This is a genomic window from Paraburkholderia haematera (assembly GCF_905220975.1).
In the GTDB taxonomy this organism is placed as follows: domain Bacteria; phylum Pseudomonadota; class Gammaproteobacteria; order Burkholderiales; family Burkholderiaceae; genus Paraburkholderia; species Paraburkholderia haematera.
In genome coordinates this window covers 112,905-137,737 of sequence record NZ_CAJNBK010000016.1, presented here as the reverse complement: position 1 = coordinate 137,737, position 24,833 = coordinate 112,905, and the positions used below count along the sequence as shown (strand labels likewise).

General features: G+C 63.0%; 23 protein-coding genes. 14 read left to right on the top strand and 9 right to left on the bottom strand.

The features are described 5' to 3' along the window. Positions 1 to 173: 173 nt before the first annotated feature. Positions 174 to 1,712, bottom strand: coding sequence for a sensor histidine kinase (locus tag KHO23_RS24130; RefSeq protein ID WP_211613851.1), 1,539 nt, complete (start codon positions 1,710 to 1,712; stop codon positions 174 to 176). A gap of 9 nt (positions 1,713 to 1,721) precedes the next feature. Next, on the bottom strand, positions 1,722 to 2,516 hold the full coding sequence (locus tag KHO23_RS24125; RefSeq protein ID WP_211613849.1) for a response regulator transcription factor: 795 nt from the start codon (positions 2,514 to 2,516) through the stop codon (positions 1,722 to 1,724). Between the two features lie 233 nt (positions 2,517 to 2,749). Between KHO23_RS24125 and recA the strand changes: the two genes are divergently transcribed. From recA to KHO23_RS24085, 8 genes are all read left to right on the top strand, one after another. Then, complete coding sequence (recA, locus tag KHO23_RS24120) at positions 2,750 to 3,826, top strand: recombinase RecA (protein WP_211613847.1); 1,077 nt, start codon at positions 2,750 to 2,752, stop codon at positions 3,824 to 3,826. A gap of 10 nt (positions 3,827 to 3,836) precedes the next feature. Beyond that, positions 3,837 to 4,769 (top strand): recombination regulator RecX, encoded by a 933-nt coding sequence (gene recX, locus KHO23_RS24115; RefSeq protein ID WP_407946068.1) that lies wholly within the window; start codon positions 3,837 to 3,839, stop codon positions 4,767 to 4,769. Between the two features lie 177 nt (positions 4,770 to 4,946). Continuing rightward, positions 4,947 to 5,687 carry a DUF2889 domain-containing protein gene (locus tag KHO23_RS24110; RefSeq protein WP_211613844.1) on the top strand — a complete coding sequence of 247 codons (741 nt, stop codon included), beginning with the start codon at positions 4,947 to 4,949 and terminating at the stop codon, positions 5,685 to 5,687. Continuing rightward, positions 5,684 to 6,850: an ADP-forming succinate--CoA ligase subunit beta gene (gene sucC / locus KHO23_RS24105; protein WP_211613843.1), complete on the top strand. Its 1,167-nt coding sequence runs from the start codon at positions 5,684 to 5,686 to the stop codon at positions 6,848 to 6,850. The genes KHO23_RS24110 and sucC overlap by 4 nt, the downstream gene beginning before the upstream one ends. Before the next feature lie 141 nt (positions 6,851 to 6,991). Beyond that, positions 6,992 to 7,873, top strand: a complete 882-nt coding sequence (gene sucD, locus KHO23_RS24100) for a succinate--CoA ligase subunit alpha (RefSeq protein ID WP_120296142.1) — start codon at positions 6,992 to 6,994, stop codon at positions 7,871 to 7,873. Positions 7,874 to 8,019: 146 nt separating this feature from the next. After that, positions 8,020 to 8,724: a TerC family protein gene (locus KHO23_RS24095; RefSeq protein WP_211613842.1), complete on the top strand. Its 705-nt coding sequence runs from the start codon at positions 8,020 to 8,022 to the stop codon at positions 8,722 to 8,724. A gap of 200 nt (positions 8,725 to 8,924) precedes the next feature. After that, a complete protein-coding gene (locus KHO23_RS24090; protein WP_211613841.1) occupies positions 8,925 to 9,548 on the top strand; it encodes a pilin in 624 nt (207 codons plus the stop codon). 136 nt (positions 9,549 to 9,684) lie between these two features. Continuing rightward, positions 9,685 to 11,469 (top strand): PglL family O-oligosaccharyltransferase, encoded by a 1,785-nt coding sequence (locus tag KHO23_RS24085; RefSeq protein WP_211613840.1) that lies wholly within the window; start codon positions 9,685 to 9,687, stop codon positions 11,467 to 11,469. Between the two features lie 69 nt (positions 11,470 to 11,538). Here KHO23_RS24085 and moaC read toward each other — a convergent pair whose 3' ends face one another. Next, positions 11,539 to 12,015 (bottom strand): cyclic pyranopterin monophosphate synthase MoaC, encoded by a 477-nt coding sequence (gene moaC, locus KHO23_RS24080; protein ID WP_211613839.1) that lies wholly within the window; start codon positions 12,013 to 12,015, stop codon positions 11,539 to 11,541. Positions 12,016 to 12,149: 134 nt separating this feature from the next. Between moaC and KHO23_RS24075 the strand changes: the two genes are divergently transcribed. Beyond that, positions 12,150 to 13,865 carry a M48 family metalloprotease gene (locus KHO23_RS24075; RefSeq protein ID WP_211613837.1) on the top strand — a complete coding sequence of 572 codons (1,716 nt, stop codon included), beginning with the start codon at positions 12,150 to 12,152 and terminating at the stop codon, positions 13,863 to 13,865. A gap of 83 nt (positions 13,866 to 13,948) precedes the next feature. Here the strand turns inward: KHO23_RS24075 and KHO23_RS24070 are convergent, their stop codons facing one another. The 6 genes from KHO23_RS24070 to KHO23_RS24045 all read right to left on the bottom strand — a co-directional run bounded on the left by KHO23_RS24070 (position 13,949) and on the right by KHO23_RS24045 (position 18,841). Further along, positions 13,949 to 14,521, bottom strand: coding sequence for a DUF2946 family protein (locus KHO23_RS24070; RefSeq protein ID WP_211613879.1), 573 nt, complete (start codon positions 14,519 to 14,521; stop codon positions 13,949 to 13,951). After that, positions 14,514 to 15,671 carry a hydrolase gene (locus tag KHO23_RS24065; RefSeq protein WP_211613835.1) on the bottom strand — a complete coding sequence of 386 codons (1,158 nt, stop codon included), beginning with the start codon at positions 15,669 to 15,671 and terminating at the stop codon, positions 14,514 to 14,516. Before KHO23_RS24065 ends, KHO23_RS24070 begins: the two co-directional genes overlap by 8 nt. Positions 15,672 to 15,727: 56 nt before the next feature. After that, positions 15,728 to 16,174, bottom strand: coding sequence for a nuclear transport factor 2 family protein (locus KHO23_RS24060; RefSeq protein ID WP_211613833.1), 447 nt, complete (start codon positions 16,172 to 16,174; stop codon positions 15,728 to 15,730). Between the two features lie 178 nt (positions 16,175 to 16,352). After that, the gene (gene waaF, locus KHO23_RS24055; RefSeq protein WP_211613831.1) at positions 16,353 to 17,378 is read right to left on the bottom strand and encodes a lipopolysaccharide heptosyltransferase II; all 1,026 of its coding nucleotides are present in this window, start codon (positions 17,376 to 17,378) and stop codon (positions 16,353 to 16,355) included. Positions 17,379 to 17,644: 266 nt separating this feature from the next. After that, entirely contained in the window at positions 17,645 to 17,839 is a 195-nt protein-coding gene (locus tag KHO23_RS24050) for a zinc-finger domain-containing protein (protein ID WP_007180502.1), read from the bottom strand. Between the two features lie 78 nt (positions 17,840 to 17,917). Continuing rightward, on the bottom strand, positions 17,918 to 18,841 hold the full coding sequence (locus KHO23_RS24045) for a branched-chain amino acid transaminase (protein ID WP_211613829.1): 924 nt from the start codon (positions 18,839 to 18,841) through the stop codon (positions 17,918 to 17,920). A 193-nt stretch (positions 18,842 to 19,034) separates the two neighbouring features. On the opposite strand from KHO23_RS24045, the gene KHO23_RS24040 reads away from it, so the two are divergent. The 5 genes from KHO23_RS24040 (at position 19,035) to fba (ending at position 24,725) form a co-directional block, all read left to right on the top strand. Then, positions 19,035 to 19,781: an AzlC family ABC transporter permease gene (locus KHO23_RS24040; RefSeq protein ID WP_211613827.1), complete on the top strand. Its 747-nt coding sequence runs from the start codon at positions 19,035 to 19,037 to the stop codon at positions 19,779 to 19,781. Beyond that, positions 19,778 to 20,101, top strand: a complete 324-nt coding sequence (locus KHO23_RS24035; protein WP_120289698.1) for an AzlD domain-containing protein — start codon at positions 19,778 to 19,780, stop codon at positions 20,099 to 20,101. The genes KHO23_RS24040 and KHO23_RS24035 overlap by 4 nt, the downstream gene beginning before the upstream one ends. Before the next feature lie 274 nt (positions 20,102 to 20,375). Next, complete coding sequence (locus tag KHO23_RS24030) at positions 20,376 to 21,569, top strand: phosphoglycerate kinase (protein ID WP_211613825.1); 1,194 nt, start codon at positions 20,376 to 20,378, stop codon at positions 21,567 to 21,569. A gap of 427 nt (positions 21,570 to 21,996) precedes the next feature. Next, positions 21,997 to 23,433 carry a pyruvate kinase gene (gene pyk, locus KHO23_RS24025; protein WP_211613824.1) on the top strand — a complete coding sequence of 479 codons (1,437 nt, stop codon included), beginning with the start codon at positions 21,997 to 21,999 and terminating at the stop codon, positions 23,431 to 23,433. Between the two features lie 227 nt (positions 23,434 to 23,660). Then, entirely contained in the window at positions 23,661 to 24,725 is a 1,065-nt protein-coding gene (fba, locus tag KHO23_RS24020) for a class II fructose-bisphosphate aldolase (protein WP_211613823.1), read from the top strand. Positions 24,726 to 24,833 lie beyond the last annotated feature (108 nt).

Here is a 24,833-nt window from a genome sequence, read left to right as displayed (position 1 = left end):
AACCGATTATTGGAGTGGAAACTTACGGTGTACTGACGTGGAGGGGTGAAGCGGCTGTCCCGAGTGTGTGGGGCGAATTTCGATCAAAACACGGTAACGTGTGGATAAAATCTCGTAAAGTTTAGTTAAATTATCTCAATATGGCGGCGGCCTCTGCGTGGAGCTGTGCGCCCTTAGGGTAAGTCCCGTGCCCGTTCGAGCACCTGCAAGCTGACACGCACGAGTGTTCCGGCAAGTCGCGGCGAGGTTTGATAGACGTTATCGTCGATCGTCATCTCGCCGCCGTGCATCGTCGTGATCTCGCGGACAATCGCCAGCCCTAGGCCGCTGCCGTCGCCTTCGCGGCCGAGGATCCGGTAAAACCGCTCGACCACCCGCGAGCGCTCGGCCACCGGAATGCCGAGCCCGGTGTCTTCTACTTCCAGATGCACGCGCCGCGCCGTCACGTCGTGCCGAACCCGCACGGTGATCCGCCCGCCGGCGGGCGTGTAGCGGATCGCGTTGTCGATCAGATTCGACAACATTTCCCGCAGCATGACCGGATTGCCGTCGACTTCGACCGGTGTTTCGGGCGCTTCGTAGCCGAGGTCCATCTGCTTGGCGAGCGCCGCCTGAACCCAGTCGCGCACCGCGCTGCGGGCGACCTCCGTCACCTCGACGGGCGTGAAAATCTGCCCCGACATGCGGTTTTCCGCGCGCGCCAGCGCCAGCAACTGGGTGACGAGACGCGCCGCATGCTCAGAACTGGTGGCGATCTGTTCGAGCGAGCGATGGACTTCCTCGGAGGCGTCCTGGCGCAGCGCCAGCTCAGCCTGCGTGCGCAGGCCGGCAAGCGGCGTTTTCATCTGATGCGCGGCGTCGGCGATAAAGCGCTTCTGCAATTCCATGTTCTGTTCGAGGCGCGTCAGCAGATCGTTGAACGACGTCACCAGCGGCTCGATTTCCGGCGGCGCGCGGCGGGCTTCGAGCGGCGACAGGTCGTCCGGGCGGCGCGCGCGAATATGCGCCTGCAGGGCATGCAGCGGCGCGAGTCCGCGCGACAGGCCGAACCACACCAGCAGGATCGCCAGCGGCAGGATCACGAACTGTGGCAGGATCACACCTTTGATGATGTCGTTGGCAAGCTGGCTGCGTTTGTCGAGCGTTTCGGCGACCTGCACCAGCACCGGCTGCGCGCCGGGTGTCTGCGGAAACTCGACGGTCGTATAGGCGACGCGGATGTCGTTGCCGCGCAGCACGTCGTCACGGAATTCGACGAGACCCGGTGGCGGGCGGTCTTCCTCATGCGGCAGCGGCATGTCGCGCTCGCCGCCCACCAGTTCGCCGCGCGTGCCGAGCACTTGATAGAACACGCTGTCGACATTGTCGGTGCGCAGAAAGTCACGGGTGGAATCGGGCAGCGACAGCTCCGCCACACCGTTGATCGGATGGATCTGGCGGGCGAGCACATAGGCGTCGGTTTCGAGCGCGCGGTCGAACGGGCCGTTGGCGATCGACTTGGCGACCAGGTAGGTGACGGCGAGGCTCATCGGCCAAAGCAGCAGAAGCGGCGCCAGCATCCAGTCGAGAATTTCGCCGAACAGCGAGCGCGGGCGCGCCCCGGCGGCGGCTTCGGTCTCGTCGGGCGGGGCGAACGGATTGGCGTAGCGCTCGTCGCGCGCCTCGTCGAGGTCCGCCGCTTGCGCCGTCGCGCGGTCTGCGCGTGCGGACATGGGCGTTCTCTATTTGTAGTGATGGCTCGCCGGCATCGCGGCCGACGGGGGCGATGCCGACGTTTCGGATTCGCCGGGCTCACGCGGCGCGAGCGCGTCCGCGCTCACGTTCACATTCACATTCGTGTTCGAGGGTAGGGCGGCTTTCTCGAGGCAGTACCCGAGGCCCCGCACGGTGATGATGCGCACGCCGCTCGGCTCGATCTTCTTGCGCAACCGGTGCACGTAGACTTCGATCGCGTTATTGCTGACTTCCTCGCCCCATTCGCACAGATGGTCGACGAGCTGTTCCTTCGATACGAGCCGCCCGATGCGTTGCAGCAGCACTTCGAGCAAACCGAGTTCGCGCGCCGACAGGTCGATCACCTGCTCGTTGACATAGGCGATCCGGCCGACCTGATCGAACGACAGCGAACCGTGCCGCACCACCGTCGGGCCGCCGCCCGCGCCGCGCCGGGTCAGCGCGCGCACGCGCGCCTCGAGCTCGTTCAGTGCGAAGGGTTTGGCCATGTAATCGTCGGCGCCGAGGTCGAGGCCTTTGACGCGTTCGTCGACGCTGTCCGCGGCCGTGAGGATCAGCACCGGCACGCTCGAATTGCGGGCGCGCAGGCGGCGCAGCACCTCGAGCCCCGACATGCGCGGCAGGCCCAGATCGAGGATCAGCAGGTCGAAAGTTTGCACCGACAGCGCGGTGTCGGCTTCGACGCCGTTCTTCACATGATCGACGGCATAGGCCGATTGGCGGAGTGATCGAACCAGACCGTCCGCGAGTATGCTGTCGTCTTCGGCAATCAGAATTCGCATGGTGCGCCAACCTGGCCTGGCCGGCACCGTGGGGTGTCCCCCCGGCGCACAGCGGTCTCCGAAAATTATTGTGGGTAGTTGGGCAGCGCGACGGTAAAAATGCGCGTTCGCATGAGAATCGCGCTTGCCAAAACTACTGTTTTTTTATACAGTGTCTGGGTTTCGTGTGCTGCCATCAAAAAGTGAGCCGCACATCTGCCTCAGACGCCGTTCATCATAGCAAAGGACGATTCATGGAAGAAAGCAAGAAAGGCTCGGCTGGACTGACTGCTGAAAAGAGCAAGGCACTCGCTGCCGCGCTTGCGCAGATCGAAAAGCAGTTCGGCAAAGGGTCGGTCATGCGGCTCGGCGCGGGTGAGGCGGTCGAAGATATCCAGGTGGTCTCAACGGGATCACTCGGCCTCGACATCGCACTGGGCGTCGGTGGTTTGCCGCGTGGCCGTGTGGTCGAAATTTATGGCCCGGAATCGTCCGGTAAAACCACGCTGACGCTGCAAGTCGTCGCCGAAATGCAGAAGCTCGGCGGCACGGCAGCGTTTATCGACGCGGAACACGCGCTGGATATCCAGTACGCGGGCAAGCTCGGCGTGAACGTGAATGAACTGCTGGTTTCGCAGCCGGACACTGGCGAACAGGCGCTCGAAATCGCCGACGCGCTGGTGCGTTCGGGCTCGATCGACATGATCGTGATCGACTCGGTTGCGGCGCTGGTGCCGAAGGCTGAAATCGAAGGCGAAATGGGTGACTCGCTGCCGGGTCTGCAAGCGCGTCTGATGTCGCAGGCGCTGCGCAAGCTCACCGGCACGATCAAGCGCACGAACTGCCTCGTGATCTTCATCAACCAGATCCGTATGAAGATCGGTGTGATGTTCGGCAATCCGGAAACCACCACGGGTGGTAACGCGCTGAAGTTCTACGCGTCGGTGCGTCTGGACATTCGCCGGATCGGTTCGATCAAGAAGAACGACGAAGTGATCGGTAACGAAACGCGCGTGAAGGTGGTGAAGAACAAGGTTGCGCCGCCGTTCCGTGAAGCGATTTTCGACATTCTGTATGGCGAGGGCATTTCCCGTCAGGGCGAAGTCATCGACCTCGGTGTGCAGGCCAAGATCGTCGACAAGGCTGGCGCCTGGTACAGCTACAACGGCGAACGTATTGGTCAGGGTAAGGACAACGCGCGTGAATTCCTGCGTGAAAATCCGGACATCGCCCGCGAAATCGAAAACCGTATCCGCGAATCGCTGGGCGTGAATGCCATGGCGGAAGTGGCGACCGGCGCGGCCGCTGAAGTCGCGGGCGAAGAAGAGTAACCCGCACGTGATACGCAAGGGCCGGCCGCCGTTCAACGCTTCCAACGCTGGACGCAACGCGGACGGCCCGCGTGACGGTGACGACGATTCGTTCGAGTCGTCGCCACCGTCTTCGTCGTCACCTTCCTCCTCATCGACTTCCCGGTCCACCCGGTCGTTTGGGCGGTCGTCGGGCAGTTCGTTCAGTCGTTCATCCGGTTCTTCGTTCGGCAAATCTTCTGGAAGCTCTTTCGGGCGTTCCACTTCACGTTCGCCACGCGATCCTGCCGGTAACGCTGCCCCTGGAAGTCCATACGCATCAGATCCCGATCCCTTTGCCGCAGCCGGCGAAGCTGATCCCTTCGAGTCGTTTGACGCGCACGATCGCGCCACAGGTCGCCAGTCGCAGTCTGATTCATCCGCGCAGGCTGCAGCGGACCCATCCGAAACCACCTACACCCGCTCGCGCCGCACACCTGGCGAGGCGAAGCCGGGGCAGGACGACGCAAAAAAATCTCAACGCCCGGCCCGTTCGCTAAAAGGACGCGCGCTCGGCTATTTGTCCCGGCGTGAATACAGCCGCTCCGAACTAGCGCGCAAGCTGAAGCCGTTCGTCGAAGAAACCGATTCGCTCGATACCTTGCTCGATTCCCTGGAAGCCGAAAACTGGCTGTCCGATTCGCGCTTTGCTGAAAGCCTGATCCATCGGCGCTCGTCGCGCTTGGGCGCGAGCCGGATCGTCGGCGAATTGAAGCAGCACGCGGTGGATCAAACGCTGGTTGAAGAGGCCAGTGCGCAACTGCGCGAAACTGAACTCGCGCGCGCTCAAGCCGTCTGGCGGAAGAAATTCGACCGGCTACCCGAAACGGCCGCCGAGCGTGCCAAGCAGGCGCGCTTTCTGGCGTCGCGCGGTTTTTCCGGCGCAACGATCGGCAAAATCCTCAAAGGATTCGACGAGGATTGACGCAGCCGGTAGCAGCAAACGGCGGCAAGCGGCAGCAAACCCTCCCCGCGTACGTCGCTTCGAGATAAGGTTTCCCGCGCTGAACCGCCTGCTGGGCGGCCCTGCGGATTCCAACCTGTCTCAAATACCCAGTATGCTAAAATTCACGGGTTTTCCAATCCAGCCTTTCCTTCCCGCATGCCGCTCTCCCCGCCAGTGTCCCGTCAGTTGCGCCACCGTCGCGCAATCAGAGCGGAAGCCTACGAGCGAGCCGATGGCCTGTGGGATGTGGAAGCGTGCTTGACCGACGAAAAACCGCGCGATGTGGTGCTTGCGTCGGGCGTCCGGCCCAATGGTCAGCCGATCCATGAACTCTGGCTTCGCATCACCATCGATCGCAAGCTCAACGTCGTCGACGCAGAAGCGTCGTCCGACTGGGTGCCCTATCCAGGGCTGTGCCAAGCCAGCAATCCCGCCTACCGTGCCCTCATCGGGCTCAATCTGTTCCAGAACTTCCGTCGCGATGCTGCCCGTTTGCTGGCCGGCACGGCTGGCTGCACGCATCTCACCGAGTTGTGCGCGCTTCTGCCTACCGCCGCAATCCAGGCATTCGCCGGCGACGTATGGAACACCGGTGACAGCGCGCCGGGCGCGACGGCGAGTTCAGGGAACGGTACGTCGCACAGCACAGACGAGCATTCCAATGACAAGCCGCCATTCCAGCTGGGACGCTGCCACGCGCTGCGTTTCGACGGCGAGGCGGTGCAGCAGTTTTATCCGCGCTGGTATGGCCGCGCTCCGTATACAGCGGATCGCGCGGCTTCGTCAGGCGACGGGGCAGCCCGCCAGACAGGTGAGGGCGGCAACGCGTCCGGCATGAACGACAGCAGCGGAAACGATGTTCAATCCAACTCTCAGACTGAAGGGAATCACGCATGAAGATTCACGAGTACCAGGGTAAGGAAATCCTGCGGAAATTCGGCGTCGCGGTACCGCGCGGCAAGCCGGTCTTCTCGGTGGATGATGCGGTCAAGGCCGCGGAAGAGCTCGGCGGCCCGGTATGGGTCGTGAAGGCTCAGATCCATGCGGGTGGCCGTGGCAAGGGCGGCGGCGTGAAGGTCGCCAAGTCGCTGGAACAGGTTCGTGAATACTCGAACCAGATCCTCGGCATGCAGCTCGTCACGCACCAGACCGGTCCGGAAGGCCAGAAGGTGAATCGTCTGCTGATCGAAGAAGGCGCTGACATCAAGAAGGAACTGTATGTCGGCCTCGTGATCGATCGCGTTTCGCAGAAGATCGTCGTGATGGCATCGAGCGAAGGCGGCATGGACGTCGAAGAAGTCGCGGAAAAGACGCCTGAGCTGATCCACAAAATCGCCGTCGATCCGTCGACCGGTCTGAAAGACGCCGAAGCCGACGAGCTCGCAACGAAGATCGGCGTGCCCGCCGCTTCGCTGCCGCAAGCGCGCTCGATCCTGCAAGGCCTGTACAAGGCATTCTGGGAAACCGACGCATCGCTGGCCGAAATCAACCCGCTGATCCTGACCGGCGACGGCAAGGTCATCGCGCTGGACGCCAAGTTCAACTTCGATTCGAACGCCCTGTTCCGTCACCCGGAAATCGTCGCGTATCGCGATCTGGACGAAGAAGATCCGGCTGAAGTCGAAGCATCGAAGTTCGACCTCGCCTACATCTCGCTCGACGGCAACATCGGCTGCCTCGTGAACGGCGCTGGCCTCGCAATGGCAACGATGGACACCATCAAGCTGTTCGGCGGCGAACCGGCGAACTTCTTGGACGTGGGCGGTGGCGCCACGACCGAGAAGGTCACGGAAGCGTTCAAGATCATGCTGAAGAACCCGAACCTGACCGCGATCCTGGTCAACATTTTCGGTGGCATCATGCGCTGCGACGTGATCGCGGAAGGCGTGATCGCGGCGTCGAAGGCCGTGTCGCTGAAGGTGCCGCTCGTGGTCCGCATGAAGGGCACGAACGAAGACCTGGGCAAGAAGATGCTCGCTGAATCCGGCCTGCCGATCATTGCGGCAGACAGCATGGAAGAAGCGGCTCAGAAGGTCGTTGCGGCCGCTCAAGGCAAGTAACGAGCGCGCTCAGTCGGGCGCTCTGTTTCACATTGAGCCAGGACAACCAGGATTACGAATGGCGGCGCGTGAGCGACGCGGGCGGAGAATATCCCGCCTCGCGGCGCAACAGCGCGTCGCCAAACGAACAGAGGTCAATACATGTCGATTCTGATTAACAAAGACACCAAGGTCATCACGCAGGGCATCACCGGCAAGACCGGTCAGTTCCATACGCGTGCTTGCCGTGAATATGCAAACGGCCGCGAAGCGTACGTTGCGGGCGTGAACCCGAAGCGTGCCGGCGAAGACTTCGAAGGCATTCCTATCTACGCTAGCGTCGCTGAAGCCAAGGCTGAAACGGGCGCGACCGTGTCGGTGATTTACGTGCCGCCGGCAGGCGCTGCTGCTGCGATCTGGGAAGCGGTCGAAGCCGACCTGGATCTGGCGATCTGTATCACGGAAGGCATTCCTGTCCGTGACATGATCGAGCTCAAGGCACGTATGCGCGCAGAAAACCGCAAGACGTTGCTGCTCGGACCGAACTGCCCGGGCACGATCACGCCGGACGAACTGAAGATCGGCATCATGCCGGGTCACATTCACCGCAAGGGCCGCATCGGCGTCGTGTCGCGTTCGGGCACGCTGACGTACGAAGCAGTCGGCCAATTGACGGCGATCGGCCTCGGCCAATCGTCGGCAGTCGGTATCGGCGGCGACCCGATCAACGGTCTGAAGCACATCGACGTGATGAAGATGTTCAACGACGATCCGGAAACGGACGCCGTCATCATGATCGGCGAGATCGGTGGTCCGGACGAAGCGAATGCTGCCGAGTGGATCAAGGACAACATGAAGAAGCCGGTGGTTGGCTTTATCGCCGGTGTCACGGCGCCTCCGGGCAAGCGCATGGGCCACGCCGGCGCGCTGATCTCGGGCGGTGCGGACACGGCTGAAGCCAAGCTGGAAATCATGGAAGCCTGCGGTATCACGGTCACGAAGAACCCGTCGGAAATGGCGCGTCTTCTGAAGGCGATGCTGTAAAAGTCGAAATTCGCGCGCAGTCATGGCGCGTTTTTGATACGCTTACGAAACCCTTTCGTAAGCAGGCAGTCTTAAAAAGCGGGGGAGTGCAGACTCCCCCGCTTTTTTATTGCCCGCGCGTCCGATTCCTTCTTTCTCCTTCACTCATGCTCGAGTTTTTCGCCACGCTCCATTGGGGCGCAGTCATTCAGATCATCGTCATCGACATCCTGCTGGGTGGCGACAATGCCGTGGTGATCGCGCTTGCCTGCCGGAACCTGCCGGCTGAGCAGCGCACCAAGGGCGTGCTGTGGGGCACGGCCGGTGCGATTGTGTTGCGCGTGGCGCTGATTGCGTTTGCCGTGGCGCTGCTCGACGTGCCGTTGCTGAAGTTTGCCGGCGGCCTGTTGCTGCTGTGGATCGGCGTGCGTCTGATGGCGCCGGCCCATGATGTCCACGAGAATATCAAGCCGGCCGACAAGCTTATCGCGGCGATCAAGACCATCATCATCGCGGATGCGGTGATGAGCCTCGACAACGTGATCGCGATTGCGGGCGCGGCCGAGGCGGCCGATCCCGAACATCGCCTCGCGCTGGTGATCTTCGGCCTCGTGGTGAGCATTCCGCTGATCGTGTGGGGCAGCCAGTTGGTCTTGAAGCTGCTGGACCGCTTTCCGATCGTCATCACGCTCGGCGCGGCACTGCTCGGTTGGATCGCGGGCGGCCTGATCATCAACGACCCGGCCGGCGACCGTTGGCCGATCCTCGATACGCCGGCGGCAGAGTACGGGATGAGCATCGCCGGTGCGCTGTTTGTCGTGATCCTTGGTTATCTGCTCAAGCGCCGCAATGCAAACCGCGCGGCCGTTTGACTCCAGGTTGACCTGAGCCAGGGGCCATGCGGCAGCAGTGTGGTGGATCGAGCGTGGAGCCGCATCCGCCGCGACCGGCGCCGTATTGGCGCGCAACGTTAGCCATTTGGCTGACTGTGTGAAACGAACACTGCTGGCTACGATTGAAACGCCTGTCCCCGATTCGCGGGGCAGGCGTTTTTTGTTTCAGGAGCCTGCCGATGATCGTTACTTTGCCGTACTCCCCTTATTCACAGTCCACGCTTTCCCCGCGGCACGCGTTCGAACGAGCGCGCTGGACCGTGCCGCTCGCGCGTGCCTGCCGCTGCTTTAGTGTCGGTTTCACGCTGATCGAATTGATGATCGTGCTGGCGATCGTCGGCGTCATCGCGGCCTATGCGATCCCGGCATATCAGGACTATCTGGCCCGCAGCCGCGTGGGGGAGGGGCTCTCGCTGGCTGCATCCGCGCGGCTCGCGGTGTCCGAGAACGCCGCCAGTGGCAATGCGTTTGGCGGTGGCTATGCATCGCCGCCCGCCACCCGTAACGTCGAATCCGTTCGTGTCGACGACGACACCGGCCAGATTACCGTTGCTTTCACCACGCGCGTAGCGCCCGCTGGTTCGAACACACTGACTCTCGTGCCCTCGGTGCCGGACAACGCCGACGCCCCCACAGCGCGGATCGCCTTGAGCAAGGGCGCCGTACAGGCGGGCGCGGTCACCTGGGAGTGTTTCGCCGGCGGCAAAACCGGTTCCTCGCTGCCTGCACCGGGCGCCGGGCCCGCACCTGCCGACGCGCCGTCCTTGCCGTCGAATCTTGCACCGCCGGAGTGCCGGTCGTAAGCAAGAGGGCGGACGATCGGGAGAGCTGTCTTCCGAACGTAAAACACTGATTTCCGGGATATTTCAGCCCAGCCGGCGCACAGCAGGAGAATTTTTTTGTATAGTGCGCCGGTTGCTGACGCCCTCCGGTTACTCGATGCCCACCCCATTTGCGCGCTACCTGTCTCTCATTCTGTTGGCTCTCGCGTTGGTGCTGCCTTATGCAGTCGTCAACCACACGTATCCAATTCCGACGTTCTACGCCGAATTCACGGCGCTCGCGCTGTATCTGCTGACGGGCGCGGGTGTCGTGCTGCTGGTGTGGACGGCGAGGCCGCGCGTGACGTTTGCGTCGCCGGTTGTCGCGCTGGTGCCGTTGCTGTTCGGGCTGGTGCTGGTGGCGCAGTCGGTGCTGCTGCCGGTCTCGCAGCCGTCGATGAACTGGCTCGGCGGCGGTTACCTGCTTGCCGCATTCATGGCGACGCACGCCGGCTACGGTTTCACACGCGTCAAAATGAACGAAACGGTGCTGCGTTGGGCGGCCGGGGCGTTGATCGTCGGCGGTCTGTTTGCGGTGTTCTGCCAGGTGATCCAGCTGTTTCACCTCGAAACGCGCGTGTCGCCGCTTGTCGTTGCCTACAACGTGACCGTCGAGCGCCGGCCGTTCGGCAACATGGCGCAGGCGAACCACCTCGCCACCTATATCGCATTCGCGATGGCGGGTGCGTTGTTCCTCGTGCAGACCCGCCGCATTGCAGTCAGCATCTGGCTGCTCGTGTCGACTATCTTTGCCATCGGACTCGCGCTAACCGTGTCGCGTGGCCCCTGGCTGCAGATGGGCGTAATCGTGGTGGCGGGTTTCTGGATGGCCTTCGCGCAGACGCGTAGCCAACCGCTTCTGCGCCGCGGCAATCGCGAATGGCTGATTCCGATCGCGTTGGCGGTGCTGTTCTTCGTCGTCAATGCGTTAATCCGCTGGGCCAACGTGCGCTACCACCTGGAACTTGGGCAGTCGGCGGCTGACCGTTTCAAGGACGCCGGCCAGATCGCGCCGCGCCTTGCGCTGTGGAAATACGGCTGGACGATGTTCAAGACGCATCCGGTGCTGGGTGTCGGCTGGGGCGAGTTTCCGAGCTACCAGTTCGCGTATGCGAAGTCGCTGGGCGGCGTCGAGATTGCCAACAATTCACACGACATCTTCATCGACCTGCTCGCGAAAACCGGTTTGATCGGCCTCGCGATCGTGCTGTTCGGCCTGATCACGTGGCTGGTGCGCGTGGTCCGCGCGCCGCAGAGCGCGGCCCGGGTGTTCGGCATCGCGCTGATCGGCGTGCTGGTCATGCATGCGCTGGTCGAGTATCCGCAGCAGTACATGTTCTTCCTGCTGCCGGCGATGTTCGTGTTCGGGCTGCTCGAGACACGGTCGCTGCGCCTCGTGCCCGGCCGCCTGTCGTTCGGTGTCTTCGCGGTGGTGGTGTTCGGCGGTCTGGCTGCGCTGTATCCGGTGTACAAGGATTACGCGCGCTCCGAGGTGCTGTACTACGGCTTGCGTCCGGCCGAGCAGTATCGTGCGGACCCGTCGTTCCTGTTCCAGGCGTGGGGCGAGTATGGCATGGCGACCCTGGAACCCATGAATTCGATGAACCTGCAGCACAAGCTCGCCATGCATAAGCAGGCGATGGCGCTACTGCCGGGCGAGACCGTGCTGCGCCGGTACGCGGTGCTGCAGGCGTTGAGCGGCGATGCGGCGGGGGCGTTCGACACCGTCGAGCGCCTGAAGATCTTCGCTGTGGAGTTGAACGACTGGCCTTCGCAGCTCGCCTACGTGTATGAGTTGTGCGACGAGCAGAAGACGTTGGCCGGTTTCAAGGCGGAACTGGTCAAGCGCTACGGCATGCCGTCCGGCAACGTCAATCAGGACGACGACAGCGACGAGGATTGAGCCGCGCTGTCGTTTTGTAGCTGTAGCTGATGCTTTAGAGGTGGAGCGGGGCGATGACCTTGGCCGTCGTCAACCCGCCACCCAATCCCCCGACTTCCCGCCGTGCTTCTCCAGCACTTTCACGTCGGTGATCGTCATGCCGCGATCCACCGCCTTGCACATGTCGTACACCGTCAGCAGTCCAACCTGCACGGCGGTCAGCGCTTCCATTTCCACGCCCGTACGCCCCAGCGTCTCCACTTGCACTGTGCAATGCACGCCGGGCAGTTTTTCATCGAGTTCGAAGTCCACCTTGACGCGCGTGAGCGCGAGCGGATGACATAGCGGGATCAGATCGGCGGTGCGCTTCGAACCTTGAATCGCGGCGATCCGTGCGATGCCGATCACGTCGCCTTTCTTGGCATTGCCATCGCGGATCAGCGCGAACGTTTCCGGCAGCATGCGAATCGAGCCACGCGCAATGGCGATGCGCTTCGTCTCCTGCTTACCGCCGACGTCCACCATATGCGCCTGACCGGCGGCGTCGAAATGAGTGAGTTCAGGCATGGTTGGGCTCCTTCAGAGGGCGCCTATCATAGCAGTGTGGCCGGGCGGCCCGGGATGATTACAATCGCCCTATGCCCGCTATCTTAGTCCGAGCGGCGGGCGTCGCTTTTCGACTTCGTCATATCGACCTCGCGATGCGTTCGAAACGGTTTCTTGCTGCGTTGTTGTCTGTCGCGCTCGCGGCTCCGCCGGGCGCGTTTGCACAATCGCGCGCCGCTTCGAACACGAACCTTGTGGTTAACATGCAGTCCGCGGAACCGCCATTGGAGAGCGGCCCGGTCGACACCTTTGCCGACCCTATCGTGCCGCCCGATATTGCCCATGGCGTATTCGGCGTTTATGGCGGCGCGCAGAGCCGCTTCTCGGGCAACACTAGCGCGAGCACCAGTTGGCGCGCCCCGATCGTCACGCAACAACTGCCCGATCTCGGCAGCGGCGGCTCCGGCTCCCTGACGCCGCAAGCCGAGCGCAAGCTCGGCGAGCGCGTGATGCGCGAGTTGCGCCGCGACCCCGACTATCTCGACGACTGGCTGGTGCGCGACTACCTGAACTCGGTCGCGGCGAAACTCTCCGCCGCGGCGAGCGCGCTCTACATCGGTGGCTATCGTCCGGACTTCGAGCTGTTCGCAGTCCGCGACACGCAGATCAACGCCTTCTCGCTGCCGGGCGGATTTATCGGTGTGAACACCGGATTGATCGTGACGACGCAAACCGAGTCCGAGCTCGCCTCCGTGCTCGGCCACGAGATGGGGCACGTCTTGCAGCGGCACATTTCACGGATGATCACAACCGGCGAACACAGCTCCTATGCCGCGCTGGCCGGCCTGTTGTTCGGCATTCTGGCGGGCGTGCTCGCGCACAGCGGCGACCTGGGCAGCGCGATTGCGATTGGCGGCCAGGCGTATGCGGTCGACAACCAGTTGCGTTTTTCGCGCTCCGCCGAGCACGAAGCGGACCGCGTCGGATTTCTGCTGTTGGCCGGCGCGGGCTACGACCCCTACGCGATGACGACGTTTTTTGGCCGCCTCGATCGAGCTGCAATGAATGACACGGGCATACCGGCCTACGCGCGCACCCACCCGCTGACAGGCGAACGGATTGCCGACATGGAAGACCGTGCGCGCCGCGCGCCTTACCGGCAGCCGCATCAGACCTCCGAGTACGGTTTTGTGCGGGCGCGGGCGCGATTGCTGCAGGACCGCTCGCGCAGCGAATACGCCGATGAGATTTCGCGCCTGCGTTCCGAAATCGAAGACCGTACGGCGGTGAACGTCGCCGCGAACTGGTACGGGATTGCGTATGGGCAGATGCTGCTCGAACGTTACGACGATGCGGCGGCGTCGCTGGCTTCGTCGCGCGTGGCGTTTGCAGCTGGCGAACGCGGTGAAGGCACGCCCATGCGCAGTTCGCCGAGCCTCGACGTGCTGGCGGCCGACATCGCGCGCCGTGCCGGGCATGACGACGAGGCGGCTCGTCTTGCCGAGTTTGCACAGAAGCGCTGGCCGCGGTCGAACGCCGCGATCGACATGCATATCCAGACCTTGCTGACCTTGAAGCAATTTGCCGCAGCGCAGGCACTGGCTTTGAAGGAAACGCGTGCGCAACCCGATCAGCCTGCCTGGTGGATGTATCTCGCCCAGGCAAGCGCCGGCAGTGGCGATGCGTTGACGCAGCATCGGGCCCTGGCCGAAAAGTTCGCGCTCGAGGGCGCCTGGCCGTCGGCCATCCGGCAACTGAAGGAAGCGCGTGATCTGAAGGCGATCGGTTACTACGATCTCGCGACCGTCGATGCCCGGTTACATGAAATGGAGAGCCGCTATAAAGAGGAGCGGCTTGACGAGAAGAGTTAAGGAGCGTTGCTGGCCTTCGCAGTCTGACCAGCACGCGGGCTGTGCAAAAGTGTGCAAAGGCCCACGCACCAAGCTGGAAAAACCTAAGCGTTCGCCGCCGGACTGTCGACAAACCCGAACCGCGTGGCAACCTCACTTCGCCGCACGCCCTGCAAAGGCAATACAACGCCATGGTTCCAGCGAAACATTCCGCTCATCGAGTCGTCGCCCAACGCTGCGTGGTCAGAAAAAACCTCGAGGTCGTGGTCGTGCAAAACAGCGACTCTCGGTGGTGTCAAGCCATCGACAAACAGAATCCCGCCTTCATCGTCGACGAACACCGCCGAAGGTTCGAAAGCTCCACCGGCCTGGTCAGTCAACGAAAGCACCCCGGCAGCATCGGCTGACAACCTCACCACCCACGGCGTATAGCCCAACTCGATATACACCCGCTGTGGCCCATTCTGGAAAAACCACTGGCCGCGTTCATCGGCGTCGTAGTTCCGATTGATAAATCCGAGCAACGCCTCATGCCGGATCGCCGTACCAGGCGCGCCGCTGGCCTGAGCGGCTTCATCCCGCATGCGCCAGTTGCCGCGCCGGTCCAGCATCAGCCATCCGGTGCAACTCGGCACATTCGGCCATTTGGCCAAAGCCTGCTTGACGATGTCATCCATGATCGACATACCGCTCCAGATAACCGAGGACGCGCCGCGACAACCAGTCGATGCGGCCTGGGAAGGGGCCGGTCATGAAACCGGCGTGGCCACCGTGCATGGGTTGGTCGAGTTCCACCCATGCCGACACCTCATGCTGCGCCGGTAACGCTTCGGCCGGCAAGAACGGGTCGTTGCGTGCGTTCAGCACCAGTGTCGGCACGGCAATCCCCGGCAGCAACGGCCGCGTGGTCGCGCTGCTCCAGTAGTCGTCAGTATCGCGAAAGCCGTGCAGCGGCGCCGTCACCACATTGTCGAAGTCGTACATGGTGCGGCTTGCCTGCATCGCGTCGCGGTCGAACAACCCCGGAAACTGCGTCAGTTTCTGCTCGGCTTTCTGCTTCAGCGTCTTCAGGAAATTGCGCGTGTAGACCATGCCGAAGCCTTGTGACAACGCACGGCCGCCGGCATGCACGTCGAGCGGCGCCGAAATCGCCGCGGCGGCCGAGAGCACCGGCGACGCATCTTCGCGCCGCTCGCCGAGCCAGCGCAGCAGCACATTGCCGCCGAGCGAGACGCCCGCCGCCACGATGGGCCCGCGATACGTGGCGCGCAGGCGCCGCAGGATCCAGTCGACTTCGTTGCTGTCGGCGAGATGATAGAAGCGCGGCAATCGGTTCAGCGGTCCACTGCAGCTGCGAAAGTGCGGCACGACGCCGTGCCAGCCATACTCCCGTGCGGCCGCCATCAACGTGGCGGCATAGTGCGACGTGGAACCGCCTTCGAGGCCGTGAAACAGGACGAATAGCGGCGCGCCCTCGGCCGGAATTCGAAGCGGGGCGAGCGGGGAGGCGGCTTGGCCGTCATGCACCACCCAATCGAGATCGATGAAATCGTCGTCAGGCGTCTCCCAGCGTTCGCGCCGGAACGTGATGGCCGGACGGCGTGCGAACAGCGCGGGGACGATAGTCTGCAGATGCCGGTTCGGCAACCAGAGCGGCGCGCGGTAGAACAGATCGAGCGTGGTTTCGGCAGCGGTCGCGGCGCGTGCTGCACCGGTAGAAGCGGATGTATTGTGCGTCGTTCCCCAGGCCTCAATTCCCCCAAGGAGACTTCCTTCGGGGCGAGGGACTTCGTTCGAAGCGGGAGACTTCCTTCGGGGCGTACTCATGCCGGCGTCGAAACAAAAAAGTAAAACCGGTGAAACAGGCAAATGCCCGTCAAGCGTCAGTGCAGCGATCCCTGACCATGCCGCATCTTGGTGGCGAACTGACTGGCGGTCTCGTTCGGCATCGGACTCGCGTGAATATGCGCAATCCGCCATTCGCCGCGTTCGTGGACCATCACGTAAGTGGTGAACACCATGGCGGGCGCCGCTTTCGGATCGGCCGGGCGGTGTGCCTCGGCAATGGCGTAGACGACCGTGCCGAGACTGTCGTAGACGCGAATATCGAGCGGTTCAATCGAAACGGGCGCGGTTTCGAGCTGAATTTGCAAGCCGGCGCGAATACTGTCGAGGCCGTGCAGGTGGGAGCCGTCCGCGCAGATGCAGCTAACGAACTCCTCGTCGATCCACAGGCCCATCAAGCTGTCGATATTCACCTCGGCGACGGCCTGGTAATAGGCGTTCAGCGTATCGGCGGCGGCTTCGAAGATATGGGCAAAACGTGGCATGGCTCGTCAGTCTCTTGTGCGCGGCGCGCGGTTGCGGGGCAGCGGTCAGCGGGACAGTCCGGAGCACCGGACAATCGCACCCAAGCGCGAGAATGCCCGCGCCGCAAGGCGCGAACATGACGCGACGCGCTCAGGGGCGTGCGGTGTTGCGTGCAAGTATCAGTCGAATCAGTTTGGCTCAACGTTGCGCAAGCAACATGCCGCGCAAATCGCCGAATATCTGTTCGGCGCTCAGCTGCTTCAGGCAGTTCAGATGCCCTAGTGGACACTCGCGCTGAAAACAGGGACTGCATTCGAGATGAAGCCATTGTACCTTCGCAAGCTCGGACAAGGGCGGCGTGTGGCGTGGATCGGTCGAACCGTACACGGCCACCAGCGGCCGGCGCAGCGCGGCGGCCACGTGCATCAGTCCGGAGTCGTTGGTGACGACCGCGTTGGCCCGCGAGATCAGCGCGCACGCCTCGCCTAGCGCGGTCTGACCGCACAGGTTACGCACATTCGGCGCTTTTTCGGCAATGGCCTGGGCAAGCGGCGCGTCTTTGGGCGAGCCGAGCGCGACGATCTGCGTGTACGGAAACGACTGGCCGACGATCTGCGCGAGCGCTGCGAAATGCTCGGGCGGCCACCGCTTGGCCGGACCGTACTCGGCGCCCGGGCAGAACACCAGCAGCGGCACGCGCGTATCCAGATTGAAGCGCGCGGAGACGCGCGAGGCTTCGTTCAGATCGGCGTCGAGCCGCGGCATCGGCAGGTCGCCGGGGATCTTGGCGCCTGGCGCGTAGGCGAGCGCGGCGTAGTGGCCGACCATTGGCGGGCGTTCATCTTTGCGCGGATTCGCGTGACGCACGTTCAGCAAGCCGTAGCGGCTTTCGCCGGTGTAGCCGATGCGCAGCGGAATGCCCGCCATCCACGGAATCAGCGCCGACTTGAGCGAATTCGGCAGGACATAGGCCGCGTCGTAGCCGACGTCGCGCAAATCGCTCGCCAACTGCCAGCGGCGCAGCATCTGCAGCTTGCCGTGCGCGAGGTCCGTTGCGTAGACGTCGCGAATCTCGGGCATGCGTTCAAGCACAGGCGCGACCCACGAGGGCGCGACCGCGTCGATCACGATGCGCGGATGCAATTTCACGAGGCGCGCAAACAGCGGCTGCGCCATCAATGCGTCACCGATCCAGTTCGGTGCGATAACCAACGCGCGACGCATCAGAGTGAGTATCCGGTGTCGAAACGAAGCGCCGCGCGAGCCATGCGCGTGGCGTTCGATTGTGTCAAAGGGAAAAAGCCGCGAGCTTTGCGATGCGGGGTCGGCATGGCCGGCCCCGTCGCGGCTGCGGCTCTGGTGCGAAGCGCCCGGCCTGCCGCCACCCGCTGCATTAGCAAAGCCGGCCCGTCACATGACGAACCGGCGGGTAGCGGGCAAGCCGGCAAAGAGCGCAGCAAGCGATCGGTGCTCAGTGCGCGATATTCAGGTTAGTGACCTTTGACCACTTCGCCGTCACGCAGCTTGTAACGCGTGCTGCAATACGGGCATTTGGCTTCGCCGTGCGTCACGTCGATAAAGACGCGCGGGTGCGCGCTCCAGCGCGGCATGGCTGGATTCGGGCAATACGCCGGCAGGTCTTTTGCCGACAGTTCGACCAGCGGCATTTCCTTGATTTCGCTCATGGGGACGTTCTCGTTGTATGCAGGGTGCGTGCGTTGCGCCGGTAAAAGGCCAGGGGCCCGGTGCCGGCGCAGCGCGCGTTAGATCTTGGTGAGCCAGTGCGCGTACTTGTCGCTCTTGCCGTTCACGATATCGAAGAAGCCCGATTGCAGCTTCTCGGTGATCGGGCCGCGTGCGCCCGAGCCGATCGTACGGTTGTCGAGTTCGCGAATCGGCGTGACTTCGGCGGCGGTGCCGGTGAAGAACGCTTCGTCGCAGGTATAGACCTCGTCGCGCGTGATGCGCTTTTCGATCACCTGGATGCCCGCGTCGCGCGCCAGCGTGATGACCGTGTCGCGCGTAATGCCGTCGAGGCACGACGACAGGTCCGGCGTGTACAGCTTGCCGTTGTTGACGAGGAAGAAATTCTCGCCGGAGCCTTCGGACACGTAACCGTCTACGTCGAGCAGCAGTGCTTCGTCGTAACCGTCGGCAATCGCTTCCTGGTTGGCGAGGATCGAGTTCACGTACCAGCCCGACGCCTTGGCGCGGACCATCGACACGTTCACGTGATGGCGCGTGAACGACGAGGTCTTCACACGGATGCCCTTGGCAATGCCGTCTTCACCGAGGTAAGCGCCCCACGGCCATGCAGCGATTGCCACGTGGATCGTATTGCCCTTGGCTGACACGCCGAGCTTTTCCGAGCCGACCCAGATGATCGGGCGCAGGTAGCAGGATTCCAGCTTGTTCTGGCGGACCACTTCGCACTGCGCGGCGGCCAGCGTTTCGTGGTCGAACGGCACGTCCATCTGGAAAATCTTGGCCGAGTTCAGCAGGCGCTTGGTATGTTCCTGGAGGCGGAAAATCGCCGTGCCGCCGTCCGCCGTCTTGTAGGCGCGGACACCTTCGAAAACGCCCATGCCGTAATGCAGCGTGTGGGTCAGCACGTGGATCTTGGCGTCGCGCCAATCGATGAGCTTGCCATCCATCCAGATCTTGCCGTCGCGGTCGGCCATTGACATACGATTCTCCAGCGGGTGCGGTGAAAGAGCGTCATTTTAGCGTCTTTTGCACACGAAACGGGCATTTGGCCGTACGCCGGGCGCTATAATTCGGCGCACGCATAATTCAAATCCGGATGCGCCAGCGGGTGCTTGACGACCTGGCGCCGACTTCCCTTCGTTGCGGCGCCGCCTCGCGCCCGCGTTTCGCCTCATGCTCGCTCGACTGTCAGATACCGATCGCCGTGCCTTTCGTGAGGGCGCGCGCGACTATTCGCCCACGCTGATGGCGATTTTCTCCTGGGGCCTCGTCACCGGCATTGCGATGAGCAAGTCCGTGCTCACGCTGCCGCAGGCGCTCACCATGTCGCTGCTGTGCTACGCCGGTTCGTCCCAACTGGCCGTGCTGCCGCTCCTGGCCGCCAAGCTGCCGATCTGGACCGTGCTGCTCACCGCCGCCATGGTCAATACGCGTTTTGTGATCTTCAGCGCCGGTCTCGCGCCGCATTTTTCCTATCTGCCGATGTGGCGGCGCATCGTACTGGGCTACTTCAACGGTGACGTGATCTACCTGCTGTTCCAGAAGAAGAGCTTTCAGACCGGTTACCTGCCGGGCAAGGAGGCGTACTTCTGGGGCATGGCAATCTGCAGCTGGCTGTCGTGGCAGGTGTCGTCGATCGCCGGCATCCTGCTGGCGAGCCTGATCCCGGACAACTGGGGTCTCGCGCTGGCGGGCACGCTGGCGCTGCTGCCCATCATGGTGTCGGCGATCGCCACGCGCTCCACGCTGGTTGCCGTCAGCATTGCCGGTCTGGTGTCGCTCCTCGCCTTCGATCTGCCTTACCGGCTCGCCCTGCCGCTGGCGGTGATCGCGGCGATTGTCGCGGGCAGTGCCGCCGATCTGATGGTCGAGCGCGCCGACTTGCGCCGCATCCGTAACCGCGCCGGAGATTCCCCATGACATCCACGCAGATCTGGCTAGCCATTATCGGCATGACTTTCGTCACCGCAGTGACACGCGCCATGTTTCTAATCGGCGGCGAGCGCACGGTTTTGCCGGCGCGCGTTCAGCGGATGCTGCGCTATGCGCCGGCCGCGGCACTTGCGGCCGTGGTGCTGCCCGATGTGCTGAGCACGCCGGAAGGACTCTCGTTCGCGCCGTCGAACCACGAGTTTTACGCGACGCTGGCCGGTCTTGCGTGGTTTTTGTTGCGACGCACCATGCTCGGCACGATTGTGGTGGGAATGGTCGTGTTCACGCTCTTGCGCCTCTTCATGTAATTGATTGAACTGAAAATGCTGTGTTGCAACATGCGCGATGCATCCTCCAAATACGGGACATTCGCCTGGTTGCGGGTCAGAAGGCAGTGTGGATCAGTTAAAATGGCTGTTTCCGGGATAAGCGCGCCGCTGCATGGCGCGACAGCCGCGGCTCTGCCGCCGGCGCCCGACTCAGTGGAGCCGCTGCCGTGCCCAAGCGCTGGAGTTTGCCGCGCTCACGACCCAGCGCGTCGTCCGCCACCGCCTTCCCATCAACTCGCATGCACAAACGCCCATGAACAAGGTATTGCGTCTCTCCGATCTGATCGCCGAAGGCAAGCTATCCGGCAAACGCGTGTTCATCCGTGCCGATCTGAACGTGCCGCAGGACGATCAAGGCAACATCACTGAAGACACCCGCATCCGCGCCTCCGTGCCGGCCATCAAGGCCGCGCTGGACGCCGGCGCCGCTGTGATGGTTACGTCGCATCTGGGCCGCCCGACCGAAGGCGAATTCAAGCCGGAAGACTCGCTTGCGCCGGTCGCGAAGCGTCTGGCCGAACTGCTCGGCCGTGACGTGCCGCTGGTCGCCAACTGGGTCGAAAACGGCGTGAATGTCACGCCGGGCCAGGTCGTGCTGCTGGAAAACTGCCGCGTCAACAAGGGCGAAAAGAAGGATTCCGACGAGCTCGCGCAAAAAATGGCGAAGCTCTGCGACATCTACGTGAACGACGCGTTCGGCACCGCGCACCGCGCCGAAGCGACCACGCACGGCATCGCCAAATACGCGCCGGTCGCCTGTGCCGGCCCGCTGCTGGCCGCTGAGCTCGAAGCACTCGGCCAGGCGCTGGGCGCGCCGAAGCGTCCGCTGGTGGCAATCGTCGCCGGCTCGAAGGTGTCCACCAAGCTGACCATCCTGAAGTCGCTGGCCGACAAGGTCGATCAGCTGATCGTGGGCGGCGGCATCGCCAATACGTTCATGCTGGCGGCCGGCCTGAAGATCGGCAAGTCGCTCGCCGAAGCCGATCTGCTCAACGAAGCCAAAGCCATCATCGACGCAGCGAAAGCCCGCGGCGCCTCAGTACCGATCCCGACCGACGTGGTCACGGCGAAAGAATTCTCGCCGACCGCCAAGGCTGAAGTGAAAGCCGTGGCGGACGTGCAGGACGACGACATGATCCTCGACATCGGACCGGAAACCGCCAAAGTGCTCGCCGCGCAACTGGAAAAAGCCGGCACGATCGTGTGGAACGGCCCGGTCGGCGTGTTCGAATTCGATCAGTTCGGCAACGGGACCAAGACGCTCGCTGACGCGATCGCCAAATCGTCGGCGTTCTCGATTGCAGGCGGCGGCGACACGCTGGCCGCGATTGCCAAGTACGGCATCCACGACAAGGTCAGCTACATTTCAACGGGCGGCGGCGCCTTCCTCGAGTTCCTTGAGGGCAAGAAGCTGCCGGCGGTCGAAGTTCTGGAATCGCGGGCTTAACGTGGCGACGCGCTCCCCCTCAGCGAAGTCTGCAAAAGCGCGCGGCAGCAAGCCGCGCAACACCGCAGTAGCAACGGCAGGGGAGCGCGAAGCGCGCTCCACCGCTGTGCCGCAAGCGTTAAACCACGCGGCAACCGAGCAGGAAGAATCCGGGTCGCCCCTCGCGCTCGCGGAGTTGACCACTGCCAGCGAGGCAGCGGAATTGTCCGACGGACAAGCCGCCCCCTCGCCGGCAGAACTCCCGGACGCAGAAGTCGCGCCCGCACCCCCACCGGCGCCCCTCGTGCCGGTGTCGAACACCGCTTCACCCCATAAAGCGACGCTGGTTTCAACCGGCGCGCAGCCCCCGGCAGCATCCTTCGGTGCGCAGCCTCCGCATCCGACTCGCAGCGCTCATTCCAGCGATCCTATCCAGACGAGGAGACTCATGCATCGCGCCACCAAGATTGTCGCTACCATCGGACCGGCTTCCAGTACGCCGGAAATCCTGCTGCAAATGATTCAGGCGGGGGCCGACGTGGTGCGGCTCAATTTCTCGCACGGCACCGCCGACGACCACCGCCAGCGCGCCGAATTCGTGCGCGAGGCGGCCCGCAAGGCCGGCCGCGAAGTCGGCATCATGGCCGACCTGCAAGGTCCGAAGATTCGCGTCGGCAAATTCGAAAACGGCAAGACCACGCTGGTCCCCGGCAACCCCTTCGTCCTCGACGCCGAATGTGAACTCGGCAACGACGATCGCGTCGGCCTCGACTACAAAGACCTGCCGCGCGACCTGAAACCAGGCGACGTGCTGTTGCTCAACGACGGCCTGATCGTGCTGGACGTCGTGCGCGTGCTCGGCAGCGAGATTCACACCACCGTGACGATCGGCGGCGAGTTGTCGAACAACAAGGGCATCAACCGCCAGGGCGGCGGGCTCACGGCGCCTGCCCTCACGGCCAAAGACATGGAAGACATCCGCACGGCGATGTCCCTCGGCGTGGATTACGTCGCGGTATCGTTCCCCAAGAACGCCACCGACATGGAAATGGCTCGCCAGCTCGCGAATATCGCCGGCGCGCCCTATGGCATCAAGCCGAAGATGATCGCGAAGATCGAGCGGGCGGAAGCGATTCCGGCGCTGCAAGGCATCCTCGACGCCTCGGACGGCATCATGGTCGCGCGTGGCGATCTGGCCGTGGAAGTGGGGAATGCCGCAGTTCCCGCGCTGCAAAAGCGCATGATTCGGATGGCGCGTGAATCGAACAAGTTCGTGATCACCGCGACCCAGATGATGGAGTCGATGATCTACGCACCGGTGCCGACCCGCGCCGAAGTGTCGGACGTGGCCAACGCGGTGCTGGACGGAACGGATGCGGTGATGCTGTCGGCCGAGTCCGCTGCGGGCAAGTACCCGGTGCAGACCATCGAGACAATGTCCGCGATCTGCCTCGAAGCCGAGAAGTCGGAACAGTCGGAACTGGACAAGGATTTCCTCGACCGCACGTTCACGCGGATCGACCAGTCGATCGCGATGGGCGCGCTGTTCACGGCATACCACCTTGGCGCGAAGGCAATCGTCGCGTTGACCGAGTCGGGTTCGACCGCGCTGTGGATGTCGCGTCACTGGACCCACGTGCCGATTTTCGCGCTCACGCCGCGCATCGGCAGCGAACGGGCCATGGCGATCTACCGCAACGTCACCTCGCTGCATCTGGACACCAGCAGCGACCGTGACACCGCGTTGCAGCAGGCGCTGGAAACCGTGGTCAGCAAGGGCTACGCGTCGCGCGGCGACATGGTGGTGCTGACCGTCGGCGAGCCGATGGGTCAGGCAGGCGGCACGAATACGCTGAAGATCGTGCGCGTCGGCGAGCCGTATTGATTGGCATCAGCGCTCCGGCGTAAGCCGGAGACTGCTCGATCGGCACAAAGGCTTGATAGAGCGAAGCAGGCTCTCATGCCCCGCGAGAGGCGGCGCACAGACTCCAATCGCGCGTCGGGGAAACGCGCTTTAGGGAACGTGTGAAAGGGTATGAAGCTCGCTTCGCGATAAAATCGTCAAAAAAGATGCCGACAGCACAGAATTCGTTTCAATCTAAGGAGTTAAGCATGCCTCTCGTATCAATGCGTCAACTGCTGGACCATGCCGCCGAAAACGGTTACGGCATTCCGGCATTCAACGTGAACAATCTGGAGCAGGTGCAGGCCATCATGGCCGCGGCCGACAAGATCAACGCCCCGGTCATCATGCAAGCGTCGGCCGGCGCGCGTAAGTACGCGGGCGAGCCGTTCCTGCGTCATCTGATCGAAGCCGCGGTCGAGTCGTACCCGCATATTCCGGTTGTGATGCACCAGGACCATGGTCAATCGCCGGCGGTCTGTATGGCGGCGATCCGCAGCGGTTTCACCAGCGTGATGATGGACGGTTCGCTCGAAGCCGACGGCAAGACGGTCGCATCGTACGAATACAATGTCGAAGTCTCGCGCAAGGTCGTTGAAGCGGCGCACTCGATCGGCATCACGGTGGAAGCGGAACTGGGTGTGCTCGGTTCGCTGGAAACCATGAAGGGCGACAAGGAAGACGGTCACGGCGCGGAAGGTACGATGACCCGCGAACAACTGCTGACCGACCCGGAGCAGGCTGCCGACTTCGTCAAGCGCACGCAATGCGACGCGCTCGCGATCGCGATCGGTACGTCGCACGGCGCGTACAAGTTCAGCAAGAAGCCCACGGGCGACATTCTGTCGATCCAGCGCATCAAGGAAATTCACCAGCGCATTCCGAACACGCACCTGGTGATGCACGGTTCGTCGTCGGTGCCGCAGGAACTGCTCGCGGAAATTCGCGAATTCGGCGGCGACATGAAGGAAACCTATGGCGTGCCGGTCGAAGAAATCCAGGAAGGCATCAGGAACGGCGTGCGCAAGGTCAATATCGACACCGACCTGCGTCTGGCGATCACCGGTGCGATCCGCCGCTACATGGCGACCAATCCGGGCAAGTTCGATCCGCGCGATTACCTGAAGCCGGCGCGCGAAGCCGCGATGAAGATCTGTCTCGAGCGCTTCACGCAATTCGGCTGCGAAGGCCAGGCTGGCAAGATCAAGCCGGTTTCGCTTGATAAAATCGCGGAGAAGTACAAATCGGGCGACCTCGCGCAAGTCGTCCGCTAAGCTATAAGCAGGCTCTACGCCTGGCTGATTGGCCAGGTTGTCGTTCGATCGCCGTTCCCGCATCATCCGGGGAACGGCGTTTCCCTTTTGTTCCGGTCACACTTTTTG

Coding starts and splice junctions, on each gene's coding strand:
- KHO23_RS24130 (WP_211613851.1), bottom strand. CDS start 1,712: ATGTCCGCACGCGCAGACCGCGCGACGGCGCAAGCGGCGGACCTCGAC.
- KHO23_RS24125 (WP_211613849.1), bottom strand. CDS start 2,516: ATGCGAATTCTGATTGCCGAAGACGACAGCATACTCGCGGACGGTCTG.
- recA (WP_211613847.1), top strand. CDS start 2,750: ATGGAAGAAAGCAAGAAAGGCTCGGCTGGACTGACTGCTGAAAAGAGC.
- KHO23_RS24110 (WP_211613844.1), top strand. CDS start 4,947: ATGCCGCTCTCCCCGCCAGTGTCCCGTCAGTTGCGCCACCGTCGCGCA.
- sucC (WP_211613843.1), top strand. CDS start 5,684: ATGAAGATTCACGAGTACCAGGGTAAGGAAATCCTGCGGAAATTCGGC.
- sucD (WP_120296142.1), top strand. CDS start 6,992: ATGTCGATTCTGATTAACAAAGACACCAAGGTCATCACGCAGGGCATC.
- KHO23_RS24095 (WP_211613842.1), top strand. CDS start 8,020: ATGCTCGAGTTTTTCGCCACGCTCCATTGGGGCGCAGTCATTCAGATC.
- KHO23_RS24090 (WP_211613841.1), top strand. CDS start 8,925: ATGATCGTTACTTTGCCGTACTCCCCTTATTCACAGTCCACGCTTTCC.
- KHO23_RS24085 (WP_211613840.1), top strand. CDS start 9,685: ATGCCCACCCCATTTGCGCGCTACCTGTCTCTCATTCTGTTGGCTCTC.
- moaC (WP_211613839.1), bottom strand. CDS start 12,015: ATGCCTGAACTCACTCATTTCGACGCCGCCGGTCAGGCGCATATGGTG.
- KHO23_RS24075 (WP_211613837.1), top strand. CDS start 12,150: ATGCGTTCGAAACGGTTTCTTGCTGCGTTGTTGTCTGTCGCGCTCGCG.
- KHO23_RS24070 (WP_211613879.1), bottom strand. CDS start 14,521: ATGGATGACATCGTCAAGCAGGCTTTGGCCAAATGGCCGAATGTGCCG.
- KHO23_RS24065 (WP_211613835.1), bottom strand. CDS start 15,671: ATGAGTACGCCCCGAAGGAAGTCTCCCGCTTCGAACGAAGTCCCTCGC.
- KHO23_RS24060 (WP_211613833.1), bottom strand. CDS start 16,174: ATGCCACGTTTTGCCCATATCTTCGAAGCCGCCGCCGATACGCTGAAC.
- waaF (WP_211613831.1), bottom strand. CDS start 17,378: ATGCGTCGCGCGTTGGTTATCGCACCGAACTGGATCGGTGACGCATTG.
- KHO23_RS24050 (WP_007180502.1), bottom strand. CDS start 17,839: ATGAGCGAAATCAAGGAAATGCCGCTGGTCGAACTGTCGGCAAAAGAC.
- KHO23_RS24045 (WP_211613829.1), bottom strand. CDS start 18,841: ATGTCAATGGCCGACCGCGACGGCAAGATCTGGATGGATGGCAAGCTC.
- KHO23_RS24040 (WP_211613827.1), top strand. CDS start 19,035: ATGCTCGCTCGACTGTCAGATACCGATCGCCGTGCCTTTCGTGAGGGC.
- KHO23_RS24035 (WP_120289698.1), top strand. CDS start 19,778: ATGACATCCACGCAGATCTGGCTAGCCATTATCGGCATGACTTTCGTC.
- KHO23_RS24030 (WP_211613825.1), top strand. CDS start 20,376: ATGAACAAGGTATTGCGTCTCTCCGATCTGATCGCCGAAGGCAAGCTA.
- pyk (WP_211613824.1), top strand. CDS start 21,997: ATGCATCGCGCCACCAAGATTGTCGCTACCATCGGACCGGCTTCCAGT.
- fba (WP_211613823.1), top strand. CDS start 23,661: ATGCCTCTCGTATCAATGCGTCAACTGCTGGACCATGCCGCCGAAAAC.